Consider the following 15,762-nt stretch of genomic DNA (forward strand, 5'->3'; position numbering starts at 1 on the left):
ACATCCCGCAACGGCGTCCGGCTCCCCGGCCGGACGCCCCCCAACCCCCCTCAAAGACGGTCGCGATCTGGAGACGGAAATGTCCCTCTCAGCCCAGTCCACGGCAGTGTCGACCCTGCTCGAAGCCACCCTCGAAGCCGAGTCCGCCGACTCCGCCGAGTCCACGGAAGCCTCGGCGCCCACGACCCCCTGCTCCCACGACCGGGGGCACATCACCGACTCCTTCCTGCTCGGTGACCGCTACGCCACCCCGGAGAGCCGCGCCATATTCTGCGACACCTGTCGCATCCAGCGCTGGCTCACCGTGGAGGCCCAGCTCTCCCTCGCCCAGGCCGACCTCGGGATCATCCCCGCCTGGGCCGCCGAGCGCATCGCGGAGGCCGCGACCGTGGAGAAGGTCGACCCCGAGGAGGTCAAGAAGGCCACCCTGGAGTCCGGCCACTCCCTCGTCGGCCTGCTGCGCGTCCTGGAGCGGGCGTGCGACGGCGAGGCCGGCCAGTACATCCACTTCGGAACCACCACCCAGGACATCCAGGACACCGCGCAGTCCCTGGAACTGCGGGACGTCTTCGACGAGCTGGAGCGGCTGCTCGACGAGACCATCACGCACGTCGCGCGACTCGCCGACCAGCACGCCGAGACGCTGGCCCTGGGCCGTACCCACGCCCAGCCGGCCCTGCCCATCACCTTCGGGCTCAAGGCGGCCAGCTGGCTGGACGAACTGCTCCGGCACACCGAGCGGCTGCGCGAGGCCCGCGAGCGCGTCCTCGTCGCCCAGCTCTTCGGCGGCGCGGGCACGATGGCCGGCCTGGGCGAGCAGAGCCAGGAGCTCCTCGCCAGGTTCGCCGAGCGCCTCGGACTGCACGCCCCGCTGATCGGCTGGCACGTCGCCCGCGACCGCATCGTCGAGTACGCCTCCGTCCTCGCCATGGTCGCCGGCACCATGGGCCGGGCGGCCGACGAGATCCGCACCCTGTCCCGCCAGGAGTTCGGCGAGGTCTCCGAGGCCTGGAGCTTCGGCAAGGTCGGCAGCAGCACCATGCCGCACAAGCGCAACCCGGAGCGGTGCGAGCAGGTCGTCGTCATGGCCCGCCTCGCCGCCGCCCAGGTGTCCACGGCCCTCACCGCGATGATCGGCGACCACGAGCGCGACTCCCGTTCGCTGCGCCTGGAATGGGCCTGCGTCCCGGACGTGGCCCACCACACCCTCGCCGCCTGCGAGATCTTCCGGCAGATCGTCAGCGGTCTCATCGTCCACGAGGACCGCATGCGGGAGAACGTCACCGCCGTCGCCCACCAGGTGACCACCGAGGCCCTCATGCTCACCCTGGCGCAGCGCCTGGGCAAGCAGGCCGCGCACCATGTGGTGTACGAGATCAGCCAGACCGCGCGCGAGGAGGGCGTCCCGTTCCGGGAGGTCCTGGAACGCCACCCGAAGGTGGTCTCCGAACTCGCCGACCTCGACCTCGACCACGTACTCGACCCGGCCGAACACCTCGGCGCCTCCGCCGCGTTGACCCGCGACGTCACCCGCAAGGCCGCCGACTACCTGCACGGCAGGGGCACCGGGACGCTTCCGCCGCAGAAGGGCACCGCACACTCATGAACCTCGCCGCCGTGACCATGCCAGGGTTGCCGGCACCCCAGCTCATGGTCTTCCTCCTCCAGGTGGCCGTGCTCCTCACCCTGGCGCTGCTCTTCGGACGCCTGGCCGGACGCTTCGGGATGCCCGTCGTCGTCGGCGAACTCCTCGTCGGCGTCCTGGTCGGTCCTTCCGTCCTCGGCAACGCCGCCCCCGGCCTCGCCGAGCACTTCATCCCCGGCGGCCCGGAGCAGGCCGCCCTGCTCGACGGGGTCGGACAGCTCGGGGTGATCCTGCTCGTCGGTATGACCGGCGGGCACCTGGACATGGCGATGATCAGACGGCACACCCGGTCGGTCGGGATCACCGCCTTCGCCGGCCTGGTGCTGCCCTTCGGACTCGGCATCGCGGCCGGCTACCTCGCCCCGGAAAGCCTGATGCCGGACAGTCTGGCGGCGCACGGCGGGCGCACCGTGTTCGCCCTGATGATCGGCGTGGCGCTGGCCGTGAGCGCCCTGCCGGTCATCGCCAAGACGCTCGCCGACATGAACCTGCTGCACCGCAACACCAGCCAGCTCACCCTGGCCGCGGGCATGGTGGACGACGCCGCCGCCTGGTTCGCGCTGTCGGCGATCGTCGCCATGGGTACCGGCGGCAGCATGGCGGCCGCCCTCGGCCACTCCGCCCTGTCGCTCGTGCTGTTCACCGGCGGCGTGGCCCTGGCCGTCAGGTTCCTGGTCGCGCCCCTGCTCAAGCGGCTCCCGGAGCGCGACTCCGGCGCCGGGGGCACGACCGGCCGGAACAGCGCCGTCCTGGTGATCCTCCTGCTCCTGGGCGCGGCGGCGGCCGTGTCGCTGCACCTGGAGGCGGTGTTCGGCGCCTTCGTCGTCGGCCTCGCCACCATCTCGCTGCTGCCCGCCGCGAGCCTCGCCCCGCTGCGGACCATCGTCATGTCCGTGTTCGCCCCGGTGTACTTCGCCACCGCCGGCCTGCGGATCGACCTCACGGCGCTGGCCCGGCCCACCGTGCTGCTCGCCGGGCTCGCGGTCCTCGCGATCGCCATCGTCGGCAAGCTGGGCGGCGCCTACCTCGGGGCCCGGCTGAGCGGACTCCCGCGCTGGGACGCCTTCGCCATCGGCGCCGGGCTCAACGCGCGTGGCGTGGTGCAGATCATCGTCGCCAACGTGGGGCTGCGCAGCGGCATCCTCAGCCCCGCCGTCTACACCCTGCTCGTGCTGGTCGCCGTCGTGACCTCGATCATGGCCGCGCCCATGCTGCGGGCGGCGATGCGCCGCACCGTACCCACCGAGCTGGAGCTGGGCCGGGAACGCGAACTGGCCGCGTGGCAGATCGAGGACACCCCCGCGGTACGCGAACGGGCGGAACCCCTGGTGGCCGGCCGCGCCGCGGATTGACGCGCACAGCGCACGACCGGCACAGCGCACGACCCGTACAGCGCACGACCCGGAAAGACGACAAGGGCCCGGTCCAAGGCGACGGACCGGGCCCCTTCGAGGAGCAGATGTGAACGCACCCAACGACGCCCACCGCACCCCCCGCCGCGTGGTGATCTCCGGCGGCGGCACCGGCATCGGCCTGGTGACGGCCGAGGACTTCGCCGCCGCCGGCGACGAGGTGATCATCATCGGACGGCGCGAGGACGTCCTGCGCGACGCCGCCGCCGCGGTGAACAAGCGCCACGACACCGACCGGGTCAGCTGGATCCGGGCGGACCTCTCCCTCCCGGCCGACACCGCCGAAGCCGCCGCGCGGATCACCGGCGACGGCCCGGTCGACGTGATCGTCACCAACGCCGGCGGGAACGTCGCCCCCGACGCGGGCGGCACCCTGGAGCAGATCGCCGACGGCTACCTGCGCAACTTCAAGGCCAACACGCTGACCGCCGTCCTGCTCACCGAGGCCCTCCTGCCCGCGATGCGCCGCCCCGGCGGACGCGTCGTCCACCTGTCCTCGATCGCCGCCGTACGCGGCCCGGGATCCTACGGCGGATCCAAGGCGGCCCTGCACGCGTACGTGTACGAACTCGCCCAGCGCGTCGGCGCCGAGGGCATCACCGTGAACGCCGTGGCCCCCGGCTACGTCGCCGACACCGAGTTCTTCGGGGAGCGCGCGACGCCCGCGTTCGTCGCCTCCCGGGTGGACGCCACCCTCACCAAGCAGGGCGGCACCCCGCAGGAGGTCTCCGCCGCCATCCGCTACCTGTGCTCGCCCGAGGCCGCGTACGTCCACGGGCAGATCCTGCATATCAACGGCGGGGCGATGCTCGGCCGTTGACGCACGACGCCACCGAAGAACGCCACTGAAGGCAGAAGTCGATGAGTGCACCAACCCCCCACGCAAGCACCGGCAACAGCACCAGCACCAGCACCGGAACGACCGGACACCGATACCGGGTCCTCGGACCCTTCGAGGTGCACACCGACGGGGAGTGGACGGGCATCGGTGCCGCCAAGCAGCGCACCCTCCTGACCCTGCTCGTACTCAACGGCAACCGGGTGGTCCCCTCCGAGCAGCTCATCTCCGAGCTGTGGGGCAACAACCCGCCCGGCAGCGCCAACCGGCTCCTCGCCGGATACGTGTGGCGGCTGCGGCGCCTGCTCGGCGACCCGCTCGGCGAACACCTGGTCACCCGGGCGCCGGGCTACCAACTGGTCGTCCGGCAGGGCGCCGTCGACATCCACGAGTACGAGTGCCACGTCCGCACCGGACGCCGCCGGATGGAGGCCCACGACCTCGGCGGAGCCGTCGAGAGCTACACCGCCGCGCTCGACCTGTGGCGCGGCAGCCCGCTCCTCGACGTACCGCTCACCCCGTCGGTCATGGCCGAGACGGCCCGTCTGGAGGAGTCCCGGCTGTCCGTCATCGAGGCACGGCTCGGCGCCCAGGTCGGGCTCGGACAGCACGAGGCCGTACTGCCCGACCTCAAGCAGATCGTGTCGCAGTACCCGCTCCGCGAACGCCTCCACGAGCACCTCATGCTGGCCCTCTACCGCACCGGCCAGCAGGCGGACTCCCTGGGCACCTACCACGACCTGCGCCATCTGCTCGTCAAGGAACTCGGCATCGAGCCCAGCAAACCGCTGCGCGACCTGCACCAGCGCATCCTCCAGGAGGACCCCGCCCTGCTCCTCCAGGCCGAGCCGGCCCCCGGTCCCGCGGTGCGGGCCGAAGGGGCGGAGCCGCCCCGGCTGCCGCCCGAACCCACCTTCCTCGTCGGCCGGGACGAGGAACTCGCCACCCTGGTGCAGCGCCTGCGCGCGGGCGAGACGCTCTGCGCGGTGCACGGCGCGGGCGGCGTCGGCAAGACCGCGCTCGCGCTGCGCGCCGGGCACCTCGTCGCCGACCGCTTCCCCGACGGCCAGGTCTACCTCGACCTCGGCGGCAGCTCGCCCCGCTCCCCGACCACCCCGCTCGGCACGCTCCACGGGCTGCTGCGCGCCCTCGGCCTGCCCGACGAGGAGATACCCGCCGACCTCGACGGAGCGGCGGCCCGCTGGCACGCCCTCGCGGCGACCCGCCGGATCCTCGTGGTGGTCGACGACGTCGTGGACGCCGACCAGGTACGGCCCCTGCTCTCGGGCAGCAGCGAGTGCGCCGTCCTCGTCGTGGGCCGGCCGGCACTGGCCGTCGCCTGCGGCATGAACCAGATCTGGCTCGGCCGGCTCAGCATCGCCGACACCGGTGAACTGCTGCACCGCTACGCCGGCTCGAACCGCGCCGGAAGCCGCGCCGCCCTGGCGGCCGTCGCCCGGATGTGCGAGTACCTTCCGCTCGCCCTGCGCATCGCCGCCGCCCGGCTCGCCCGGCGGCCCGACTGGTCCGTGGACGTCCTGGCGACCCGCCTGGCCGAGTCCAAGGACCGCCTCGACCTGCTGACCTTCGACCGGTTCAGCATGCGCGCCAGCATCTGCGCCGGAGTGCGCCTGGTCCGCCGCATCGGCACCCCGGCCGCCCTCGGGACGCTGTGCGTGCTCAGCGAGCTGGACGTGCCCGTCGTCAGCGGCGACGCCCTGGCCGGGCTGCTCGACTCGAAGGCCGAGGCCGACACGGTCGCTGAGTCGCTCATCCACGCGGGGCTCGTCGAGGCGCTGGACGGCGACCGGTACCGGGTGCCGCAACTGGTCCGGCTGTTCTGCCAGGACTGGCCGGAATCCGTCCTCGGCCCCTACCCGGCCGACTCCGGCAAGGAGATCCAGCGCCTGGTCAGCCACTACACCGGCGTCCTGAGCGCACAGCTGAAACTCGCCGACCACCGCGCGGTCCGCGAGAGCACCCTCGCCTGGTACCGCCAGGAGCTCGACCTGCTGCGGGTCCTCGTCGGCCACGACCCGACCGGCCGTCTGCTCGACCTGCTCACCGAACTGCGCGCCAGGCTCACCGGCAACCCGTCCGGCAGTCTTCCGGAGCCCGCCCGCCGGTCGGCCTGAGCCACCGGAAGAGACAAGGGTGCCCCTGCCGGAACACCGGCAGGGGCACGACTCGCTCGTAGGGGTGCGGTGCTAGCGCGACACCCGCGCGATCCACTCCTCCACCTCGTACGAACCGCGCGGCATCGCGGCGGACAGGTTCTCGTAACCGTCCTCGGTCACCAGCACGTCGTCCTCGATGCGCACACCGATGCCGCGGAACTCCTCCGGCGCGAACAGGTCGTCGGCCTTGAAGTACAGGCCCGGCTCGACCGTGAGGATCATGCCCGGCTTCAGCTCGCCGTCCATGTACTCCGAGCGCAGCAGCAGCTGGCAGTCGTGCACGTCCATGCCCAGGTGGTGGGAGGTGCCGTGGACCATCCAGCGGCGGTGCCAGCCGCCGCGCTCCGGGTCGAGGGTCTGCTCGAGCGTGACCCCCTCGGGCAGCAGCCCCCACTCGTGCAGGCGGCGGGCGATGACCCGGTTCGCGGCGGCGTGGATGTCGCTGAACCGGTTGCCGGGCTTCACCGCCTCCATGCCGGCCTGCTGCGCCTCGTGCACCGCGTCGTAGATCTTGCGCTGGACGTCGGTGAAGCGGCCGGACACCGGCAGGGTGCGGGTGATGTCGGCGGTGAACAGGGAGTCGATCTCGACGCCGGCGTCGACCAGGATGAGGTCGCCCTCCCGGACCTCGCCCGTGTTCCGCGTCCAGTGGATGGTGTTGGCGTGGTCGCCGGACGCGCAGATCGACTCGTATCCGACGCCGTTGCCCTCGTGCCGGGCGTACAGACCGAAGATGCCCTCGACCCACCGCTCGCCGCGGCCCTTGCGCACCGCCTCCGGCAGGGTGGCGATGATCGCCTCGAAGCCCTTGTGGGTGGCGGCGATCGCCTTGCGCATCTCGCCGACCTCCCACGCGTCCTTGACCAGCCGCATCCCGGAGACGTGGCGGGCCAGCTCGTCGTCGGCCTCCTCCTGCTCCGGGCCGGTCAGCGTCGACCCGGCCTGGGTGCGGGTGGCGTCGACGAGCTCGGCGAGCCGCGGGTCGGCCGACCGGACCACGCGCAGCCGGGCGGCGGCCTCGTCCTTGGCGAGGTCGTCGGCGAGCGAGTCGATGTGGCGGGCGGTCAGCCCCAGCCGCGACTCGAGGTCCGCGAGGGTCTCACGGGAGCCGACCCAGAACTCGCCGTACCGCGAGTCGGCGTAGAACTCCTCGCTGTCCCGCGGCGCCGGCGGACGGGTGTACAGGACGGCCTCGTGGCCCCCCTCGGGCCTGGGATCGAGGACCAGGACGCTGTCGGGTTCGGCGTGCGCGCCGAGCCCGGACAGGTGGGCGAAGGCCGTGTGCGGCCGGAAGGTGTAGTCGGTGTCGTTGCTGCGTACTTTCAGGCCGCCGCCGGGGAGGACGAGCCGCTCGCCGGGGAAACGCTCGGAGAGAGCCGCCCGGCGGCGGGCCGCGGGGTCGGCGACCTCGTCACGGGGCGTCGGCGGGCGGTCGTCGGTGGCCCACCCGGAGGCGATGAACTCGCGGAACTCGGCGCTCGCGGGGATACCGCGGTGGCCGGCCTTGGGTTGATTCTCGCTCGGCATGCCCAACATCCTGTCAGGCCCGTCGACTTCACGAGCACCTGACCATGAAAAATGGCGATCACAAAACCGTAGCGTCTTCCCCGGCCGGGTCGTGCCCGTCACGGCAGCGCACCATGAACGACCGCTCGAAGACGATGACGGTCTCGCCCGTCGACTTCGTGCCCGTCGTCTCCACCGTGATGATGCCCTGTCCCGGCCGGGACTTCGACAGGCGCTTGCCGAGGATCCGGCTCGTCGCGTAGAGCGTGTCGCCGACGAAGACCGGCTCCTTCAGCCGGACCCGGTCCCAGCCCAGGTTGGCCACCGCCCGCGCGGACAGCGCCTGCACGGTCATCCCGCCGATCAGGCACAGCGTGATGCCGCTGTTGACCAGGACCTTCCCGTACTCGGCGCCGGCCCCGTAGTGCTGGTCGAAGTGCAGCGGGTGCTGGTTCATCGTGAGCAGGGTCAGCCAGGTGTTGTCGGCCTCGGACAGGGTGCGGCCCGGCCAGTGCCGGATCACCATGCCGGGCTCGAAGTCCTCGTAGTCCCCGCCGTGTTCCTCGACGTACTCGTGGTCATTGACGCGGCGCAGGGTCATGCGGTGTCACTCCGGTGATGTGGGTGAAGGGCTCCCGGCGCGCGGGGCGCGCGCCGGGAGGGAGAGGCGGGGGCGATGCGGGACACGGGCGGCGGCACGCCGTCAGACGGCCACCGTCACGTTGTCGGAACTGCTCGTGTGCCCCCGGACGCTGACGATCCCGGCGGAACCGTCGCCGAAGAAGCGGCAGAACAGCCCGGCCGGGCGGCCGCCGAACAGCAGCGGGCCGAGCACCGGGGCGACATCCGCCTCGTACGGCTCGTCGCGGTCGTCGGCGATCAGCGCCACCCGGCAGGTCTGCGGCGCCACGAACTCCTGCACGATGCTCGTGCCGCAGGCGACGGCTTCGCCGACGGCGGACTCCCAGCCGGCCTGCTCGACCTCACGGCCGATGACCACCTGCTTGCCGCTCTCGCCGAGGCCGGCCTTGAGCACCAGCAGCTCCCGGTTCTCCAGGACGAACGGCAGCAGATCGACCGTCCGGCCCTCGCGCTCGGTCTTCCGCTCCGCGAGGACCCGCGTCCACGGCAGATACCGGTCGACGAGAGCGCGCTCGGCCGCCGTCATCCAGGGCCGCCCCTCCGAGAGCAGCCCCATGGTGACCTTGCTGTGCATGAAGGTCGACGTCTGGGTGCCCACCAGCAGACAGCCGTTGTCCAGGGCGTCCTGGACCGGCGCGGTGTCGAGACCGACCTCCAGCCAGTCCGGGATGGTGAAGTTCCGCAGCCCGATCCCGTGGCGCAGGTGCGGGGCGCAGTCCCACGCCTCGTGCAGCTCCTCCGGCTCGAAGAAGCGCGCGGTCAGCCCGTGGCTGTTGTAGTGGTCGGCCTCCATCTCGAAGTACCGCCGCTCCACGCCGTTCACCCGGGCGCTGCCGACGACGGCCACCCGCGGCGCCACCCCCCGCTCCGCGGCGAGCGACCGGAACATCCCGGCGCGCACGGCGAAGGGGCTGTGCGAGCCGAACGGCGTGCGGCCGTCCGCGTCGGCGTGCAGCCTGCGCCACACCGAGAGCCGGCTCTGCGTCTCGACGACGCCGCCGAGCGCGCCACTGACGTTGAACTCCAGGAACCGCGGCCCGTCGGGTCCGATGACCAGGTCGGGCCGGACCACGCAGTCGGCGTACCGCTCCTCGGTGAACGGGTCGGCCAGCCAGAGCCGGTCCTCGGTGCCGGGCATGCGGTAGGCCGCCAGCCGGTCGGCCGTGGTGGGTCCGGTCTCCAGGGCGGTACGGCGCAGCAGTTCGGTCAGCGCGAGGGCCGCCCGGAACACCTCGGCGTAGGACGCGCGCGGGATCGCCATCGGTGCCGCCGGCAGCAGCCGCTGGTACGGCCAGCCGGTGTCCCGGAGCTCGTGCCGCAGCATCCGCCGGATCGTCTCCGCCGGCGCGGCGGGCCTCAGCCGGTGCCGGCCGAACCACGGGTGCCCCACGTCGGCGTCCTCGACGAGGCCCAGGTCCTTATACGTGTCCATCCGCCACCCCTTCGAACAGCGCCACCGCGGCGGCGGTGTCCTCGATGGCCATCCCGACCGTGCGCAGCACCGACGTCCGGCCCACGACGTCGGCCGTACCTCCCACCACCGAGCCCAGCTCGTACAGGTCGTCGGCCGTGATCAGGCCGCCGGCCAGCGCGGCCCGGACCTCACCCGCGCCGTCAAGGGCCGCGGCCAGCTCCTCGACGATCGTCACGGCCCCGGCGAGCAGGGCCGGTTCGACCTCGATCGCGTCCGGGTGCGTGCCGCCGATCACGTTCACGTGCGCCCCGGCGGCCACCCAGTCCGCCTCCACCACGGGCGTCGCGTCGTCGGTCGAGGTGGCCGTGCAGATGATCGCCGCGTCGGCGACGGCGTCCTTCACGGTGTCGCAGACCGTCACGCGGACGGGCCGCGACGCCGTCTCCCGTACCCGGTCGGCGAGTTGCTCGGCGCGGGCGCGGGTGCGCGAGTGGATCCGGACGCCGCGGATCGGGCGTACCGCCGTCACCGCCCGGATCAGGGCCTCCGCCTGCACTCCCGCGCCGATCACCGCGAGGTCGTCGGCGTCCTCGGCGGTGCACCGACGGGTCGCGAGCGCGGCGACCGCGCCGGTGCGGACGGCGGTGAGCTCGGCGCCGTCGAGCAGGGCGGTGATCCGCCCGGTCGCCAGGTCCGTGAGCGCGACGATCCCGTGGATCAGCGGCAGCCCGCGGTCCGGGTTGTCGGGGGTCAGCGTCGTGACCTTGACGCTGCCCACGCCGCGCTGCTCCCAGACGGCTGGGCTGACCAGGAGCACCCGCTGGTCGCCGTGCTCGACGACGGTACGGGCGGGGGAGCGGGTCCGGCCGCCGGCGAGGTCCGTGAACATCTCGCCGAGCGTGTCGATCACCCGGGTCATGCGCCGGACCCCGGCCATGTCGGCGGCGCCGACCATCAGCGGTGCGGTCATGCGGCGCCGCCCGTTCCGCCGTGGCCGTCGCCCTCGCCGCCGAAGCGGCTCGCCCAGGCGTCCTCGCGCGCCACGGTGTCACGGGACCGGCGGGCGAAGGGCGGGCCGACCATGTTGCCGTCGACCACGGCGATCCCGCCGTCGGCCGCCGCCACCGCCTCCGCGACCCGCCGGGCCAGCGCCAGCTCGTCCGGGCGGGGCCCCAGGATCCGGTTGATCACGTCGAGTTCGGCCGGGTGCACGGTCACCTTGCCGTGGAAGCCGAGGCCCTTGACCCGGGTGGTCTCCTCCGCGAGGACCTCCGGCTCGGCGAGCCGGAAGTTGGCGGTGTCGATGCACGCCGTCCCGTACCGGGCACAGGCCATGGCCATCGCCTGGCGGGCGGCCAGCATGGCCTCCCAGGTGATCTCGACGCCCAGCGTGGCGGCCAGGTCGGCCGAGCCGAGCACCAGACCGTCGGCCGCGCGCGCGATCTCGTCGACGGCGGTGACCGACTCGACCGTCTCCACCGTCACGTAGATCTCCGGATGCGCCCCGCCGGACGCCAGCATGCGCCGCAGCAGGTCGATCTCGGCGCCCGAGGTCACCATCGTCATCACGACGATGCCGGGCTTCACCGGGCTCTCGGCCAGCATCAGCACGTCGTGCACCGCGGCCATGCCGCCGAGCTCGTTGATGCGCACGCCGACGTTGGCCGGCCGCGGCGCCTTCTCCAGCGCGGCCCGGCAGACCGTGCGGGCGGCCGGCTTCTCGGCCGGCGGTACGGAGTCCTCCAGATCGATCAGGTGGACGTCCGCCTCGTACGACCAGGCCTTCGTCACCCGGTCGAGGGAGAGCGCGGGCGTGTAGAGGATGCTGCGCGGGATCGCCCGTGCCGGGCCGGTCACCGGGCCACCGACTCGGGCGCCGACGCCGCCGGGCGCGCCCCGGCCTCGATCAGCGCGGCGGCGAGCCGCTTGATCTGCTCCTCGGTCTGGCCCGCCCGCAGCATCACGCGCAGTCCGGCCGTGCCGCGGGCGACGATCGGGAAGAACACCGGCGAGGTGTAGAAGCCGGCCGCGAAGACCTGCTTGGCGGCGTCGACGACGGTCTCGTCGCTCATCGGCACCACGCGGATCGGGTACGTGCTCGCCGCCTGCTCGGTCGTGACCAGCGAGTCGAACAGCGCGATGTTGGAGCGCAGGCGCCCCTGCAGCTGCGTGAGTTCGTCGGTGCGGTGGATCTCGGCCGAGGCGATCGCCGCGCCGACGGCGGCGGCGTTCATCTTCTGCGAGTAGCCCAGCGGGCCCGCGAAGCGCTCGATCAGGCGCCGCGTCTCCTGCGGGTAGCCGTCGAGCAGGATCGCCGTGCCACCGGCTCCGAAGCCCTTGCTGAGCGTCGCCACGGTGATGGTGCGCTCGTCGAGGACGGGGGAGTGCGAGCGGACATAGCCGATGCCGCGCTCGCCGTACGCGGACAGCGAGTGCGAGTCGTCGTAGAAGACCATCATGTTGTACTTGTCCTGCAGTTCGGCCAGTTCGGCGACGGGCGCGTAGCCGCCGAGGCTGTCCGAGCCGTCGACCACGTAGCAGACGCGCTCGTAGGTGCGGCACATGTCCTCGAGGAAGTCGAGGTCGTGGTGGCGGCAGGTGACCACCTCGGTCTCGTCGGCGCAGCTCGGCTTGGCGTTGGCCATCGAGACATGGGCGTTCTTGTCGAAGACCATCAGCGGCCGGGTGCCGTTGCCGAGGTGGCCCGACGCGATGATCGGGAGCAGGCCGGTGCTGGCGGCGGCGGTGGATATGGCGCTGATCACCATCGCGCCGAACAGCTCCCCGAGCGACTCCTCCAGTTCGAGCAGCACCGGGGTCTGGACGCGGGTGCGCGGGATGCAGTGGTCGAGCACGCCGAAGCGGCGCAGCGAGTTCACGGCGCCGTCGATGACCTTGGGGTGGGTGTCCAGGTCCAGATAGGAGCAGACGGTGAAGTTGACGAACTCGTGCCCGTCGGGCATGTGGAACACGCCGTCCTCGAGGTCGCCGACGATGCCGGCGACCCCGTGCTCGTAGGACATGTTCCAGAACTCGTTGCCGATCCCGATAAGCCGGTCGTTGTTGCGGTACTTGTGCGTGGGGGTGATGGTCTTGCGCTCGCTCATCAGGAGTTCACCTCGGTGGGACGGTAGCTGTAGACGCCCTTCAATCTCCGGTAGGCGTACGTGTACAGCGCGACGCCGAGCACGTGCGGCCTGCGGAGGATCTTCTTCGACTTGAGCCAGAAGTTGACGTTGATGTTCATCTCGTCCAGCGACTCGGCCTGGTGCCACCAGCCGAGCGGCAGGTAGAGCATGTGGCCGGGTTCGAGGACGAAGTCACGGCGCTGGGCGAGCTTGGCCGCCAGCCTCGGGTAGCGCTTCAGGTCGGCGTCGTCGAGGTCGAACACCTTCGACTTGTCGCCGAACCCGCGCAGCACCGAGCGCGGGTAGTAGTCCCGCACGCCGGGCGGCGCGATGATGAAGCGCTTGCGGCCCTCCAGGGCGATGTTGAAGTTCTCGAACTCGTCGAAGTGGTTCTTCGTGAACACACCGCGGTGGCTGATCCACAGGTTGGCCGCGTACAGGCTGTCGCCGTAGCCGAAGAACTCCTCGGCGTCGAAGCCGATGACGGCGTTGACGTCGGCGGGGCTGCTGCGGATGTTCGACACCACGCGGTGCCAGGTGTCGGAGCTGTTCAGGAGCCGCTCGTCGGCGAAGAACTCGCGGAGCCTGATGTCCCGCGTCTCCCAGCGCCCCGGGTGGTTCTTGTCGCCCGGCTCGGTGAACAGGGTGACGGTCATCTCGGCGAGCCGGGCGGCCACTTCGTCGCGGCCGAGCCCCTGCACGCTCTTCGGCAGCTCGATCACCACCGGTCGGTCGGCCTTGTACAGCCCCTGCGGGCCGACGGCCAGGAATTCGTCGAACGACATGCGGGCGACCTCCACACCCGCCGACCCGTTCGACCCGGTCACAGCGTCCGGAACTGCCATGTCGTCTGTCCTCCCTTCGGAAAAGCCTTGGCCCCTGGAATGGGCCGGATCGGGTGCCCTCAGGCGGTCGCGCCGCGGCCGCTCAGCTCCGCCACGACGTCGACGATCAGGTCCTCCTGGCCGGCGATGGCCTGCCGCCGGCCGAGCTCGAAGAAGACGTCGCGCGGGTCCACACCGGCGGCCGCGGAGAGTTCCACGACCCGGTGCTTGAAACCGGAGAACACCCCGGCCAGGCCGCTGACGATGCTCATCGACGCGGTCACCGGCGGCGCCGGCATGAGCTCGCGCTCGGCGAGGTCGGCCGCGTCGAGCAGCCCGTACAGGTCGATGCCCGTCGCGAACCCGCTCCGCTCCAGGACCGGGACGAGCACCTCCAGCTGGGTGTTGCCCGCCCCGGCGCCGAAGCCACGGGCGCAGCCGTCGATGACCGTGGCGCCGGCGTCGGCGGCGGCCACCGAGTTGGCGACGGCCATGCCGAGGTTGTTGTGCCCGTGGAAGATCACCGGGACCGTGCCGACGGCCTTGACGATCGCGCCGATCCGCGCGGTGACGTCCGCCGGCAGGAAGTGCCCCGCGGAGTCCATGATCCCCACGCCCTGCGCCCCGTACCCGACGGCCCGCGCGGCCTCCTCGGCCAGCTCGTCCGGGGTGGCCATGTGGCTCATCATCAGCACGCAGTGGGCCTCGGCGCCGGCCTCCCGCAGGAAGCCCAGGTGGCGCTCGGCCAGCGACGTCTCGGTGGCGTGCACGCCGATCCGGACGACGTCGGCGCCGTGCGCGATCGCCTTCCGCAGATCGTCCGAGGTGCCCCAGCCGGGCAGCATGAAGACGCCCATCCGGCTGTTGCGCAGCGCCTCCCGGACGGTCGACAGCATCTCGTCGTCGCTCGCCGCGGCCAGGCCGACCTGCAGCGACGAGGCACCGAGGCCGTTGCCGTGGCCGACCTCCACCACCGGGATCCGCGCCGCGTCCGCCGCCTCCGCGTAGCGCCGGATGGCCGCCACCCCGAGCTGGTGCCGGACCGCGTGCTGGCCGTCGCGGAGCGTCGGGTCGTGGATCAGCACCTGCCTCATCGCGCCACCCCCGTGCGGGCCGCCCGGCCGAGCCGGGCCGCGTGCTGCTCGGCGACCATGACGGCCGCGGAGTTGATGATGTCGAGGTTCCCGGCGTACGGCGGAAGGACGTCGCTGTGCGCCGTCACCTGGACGGTGATGGTGACCCGGTCGTCGACCGCGGTGCAGGCGGTGACCTCGTAGCCGGGGGCGAAGGAACGTACCTGCTCGGCCACCCGGTCGACGACCGCACGCACCGCCGCCGGGTCGGCGCCGGGTATGAGGGCGTGGACGGCCGTGCGGAAGGTCGCCGGCGGCACCGCGGGACTGATGTTGAGGATCGCCTTGACGTCGGTGACGCCGGAGAACGCCGTCACGGCGTGGCCGGTGGTGGCCACGTACTCGTCGAGGTTCAGCCTGGTCGCGCGGCCCGCGACGTCACTGGCCACGGTGGAGACGACCTCGACGTACGAGACCGGGAACGCGGCCGCGAGCGCGTGCACGACCGGTACGGAGGCCTGGCCGCCGCAGCTGATCAGGTTGACGTTGCGCCCGGTCGGCGCCGACACCCCCGTCACGGTCGGCGCCACCATCTCCCCGACCTTGCTGGGCGTCAGGTCGATCACCAGCGTCCCGAGCGGTTCGAGCAGCGGCCAGTGGTCGCGGTGGGACGCGGCGCTGGTGGCGTCGAAGACGACGTCGAAGGGGCGCGCGGGCGCCAGCACGGCCTCGATGCCGGCGGCGCTGGTGGGGTAGCCGAGGCGCTCGGCGTATCGCAGGCCCGCCGACTCAGGGTTGCGCCCGGCCACCAGCCGGAGGTCGAGGGCGGCGGACCGGTCGATCTTGCTGACCAGGTCCCGGCCGATCGCCCCGGTACCGATGACGGCGACCGTCACCGGTTCGGCTACCTCAGGAGGCGCGTTCGTCAGGCCCATGGGCGTTGTCCTCACCGTTCGATGTGCGTGCGGCTGCTTGTGGCAGCCCTGACTGCAGGCACGGGGGAGCCGACGCCGGGCCGCGGGTCGCGAAGATGGCGCGAACCAGACGTCTTCACACAGTTTTCGAAAGCCCCGTCGATGACATGCCCCCCACGCAGACACCGC

13 protein-coding genes are annotated in these 15,762 nt (G+C 72.2%); 4 read left to right on the forward strand and 9 right to left on the reverse strand.

Translation table 11 applies throughout. From position 1 onward, the window contains the following. Window positions 1–79 precede the first annotated feature (79 nt). The 4 genes from ACIRSU_RS07635 to ACIRSU_RS07650 all read left to right on the forward strand — a co-directional run bounded on the left by ACIRSU_RS07635 (window position 80) and on the right by ACIRSU_RS07650 (window position 6,030). Complete coding sequence (locus ACIRSU_RS07635; protein WP_403789799.1) at window positions 80–1,606, forward strand: adenylosuccinate lyase family protein; 1,527 nt, start codon at window positions 80–82, stop codon at window positions 1,604–1,606. A gap of 17 nt (window positions 1,607–1,623) precedes the next feature. Further along, on the forward strand, window positions 1,624–2,997 hold the full coding sequence (locus ACIRSU_RS07640; protein WP_403790211.1) for a cation:proton antiporter: 1,374 nt from the start codon (window positions 1,624–1,626) through the stop codon (window positions 2,995–2,997). A gap of 109 nt (window positions 2,998–3,106) precedes the next feature. Continuing rightward, the gene (locus tag ACIRSU_RS07645; protein ID WP_403789800.1) at window positions 3,107–3,877 is read left to right on the forward strand and encodes an SDR family NAD(P)-dependent oxidoreductase; all 771 of its coding nucleotides are present in this window, start codon (window positions 3,107–3,109) and stop codon (window positions 3,875–3,877) included. Between the two features lie 41 nt (window positions 3,878–3,918). Next, complete coding sequence (locus ACIRSU_RS07650; RefSeq protein ID WP_403789801.1) at window positions 3,919–6,030, forward strand: BTAD domain-containing putative transcriptional regulator; 2,112 nt, start codon at window positions 3,919–3,921, stop codon at window positions 6,028–6,030. A 72-nt stretch (window positions 6,031–6,102) separates the two neighbouring features. Here ACIRSU_RS07650 and ACIRSU_RS07655 read toward each other — a convergent pair whose 3' ends face one another. The 9 genes from ACIRSU_RS07655 to ACIRSU_RS07695 all read right to left on the reverse strand — a co-directional run bounded on the left by ACIRSU_RS07655 (window position 6,103) and on the right by ACIRSU_RS07695 (window position 15,594). Beyond that, window positions 6,103–7,599 carry an aminopeptidase P family protein gene (locus ACIRSU_RS07655; protein WP_403789802.1) on the reverse strand — a complete coding sequence of 499 codons (1,497 nt, stop codon included), beginning with the start codon at window positions 7,597–7,599 and terminating at the stop codon, window positions 6,103–6,105. A 58-nt stretch (window positions 7,600–7,657) separates the two neighbouring features. After that, window positions 7,658–8,179 carry a MaoC family dehydratase gene (locus ACIRSU_RS07660; protein ID WP_403789803.1) on the reverse strand — a complete coding sequence of 174 codons (522 nt, stop codon included), beginning with the start codon at window positions 8,177–8,179 and terminating at the stop codon, window positions 7,658–7,660. A gap of 102 nt (window positions 8,180–8,281) precedes the next feature. Then, entirely contained in the window at window positions 8,282–9,652 is a 1,371-nt protein-coding gene (locus ACIRSU_RS07665; RefSeq protein ID WP_403789804.1) for a hypothetical protein, read from the reverse strand. Beyond that, entirely contained in the window at window positions 9,639–10,604 is a 966-nt protein-coding gene (locus ACIRSU_RS07670) for an ornithine cyclodeaminase family protein (RefSeq protein ID WP_403789805.1), read from the reverse strand. The genes ACIRSU_RS07665 and ACIRSU_RS07670 overlap by 14 nt, the downstream gene beginning before the upstream one ends. After that, the gene (locus ACIRSU_RS07675; protein WP_403789806.1) at window positions 10,601–11,491 is read right to left on the reverse strand and encodes an HpcH/HpaI aldolase/citrate lyase family protein; all 891 of its coding nucleotides are present in this window, start codon (window positions 11,489–11,491) and stop codon (window positions 10,601–10,603) included. The genes ACIRSU_RS07670 and ACIRSU_RS07675 overlap by 4 nt, the downstream gene beginning before the upstream one ends. Then, window positions 11,488–12,741, reverse strand: coding sequence for an aminotransferase class I/II-fold pyridoxal phosphate-dependent enzyme (locus ACIRSU_RS07680; protein WP_403789807.1), 1,254 nt, complete (start codon window positions 12,739–12,741; stop codon window positions 11,488–11,490). The genes ACIRSU_RS07675 and ACIRSU_RS07680 overlap by 4 nt, the downstream gene beginning before the upstream one ends. Then, on the reverse strand, window positions 12,741–13,607 hold the full coding sequence (locus ACIRSU_RS07685; RefSeq protein WP_403789808.1) for a cupin-like domain-containing protein: 867 nt from the start codon (window positions 13,605–13,607) through the stop codon (window positions 12,741–12,743). The genes ACIRSU_RS07680 and ACIRSU_RS07685 overlap by 1 nt, the downstream gene beginning before the upstream one ends. A 59-nt stretch (window positions 13,608–13,666) precedes the next feature. Further along, window positions 13,667–14,680, reverse strand: coding sequence for a 4-hydroxy-2-oxovalerate aldolase (gene dmpG, locus ACIRSU_RS07690; protein WP_403789809.1), 1,014 nt, complete (start codon window positions 14,678–14,680; stop codon window positions 13,667–13,669). Continuing rightward, on the reverse strand, window positions 14,677–15,594 hold the full coding sequence (locus tag ACIRSU_RS07695; protein ID WP_403789810.1) for an acetaldehyde dehydrogenase (acetylating): 918 nt from the start codon (window positions 15,592–15,594) through the stop codon (window positions 14,677–14,679). Before ACIRSU_RS07695 ends, dmpG begins: the two co-directional genes overlap by 4 nt. Window positions 15,595–15,762: the final 168 nt, after the last annotated feature.

Source organism: Streptomyces sp. NPDC101160, from assembly GCF_044768205.1.
In the GTDB taxonomy this organism is placed as follows: domain Bacteria; phylum Actinomycetota; class Actinomycetes; order Streptomycetales; family Streptomycetaceae; genus Streptomyces.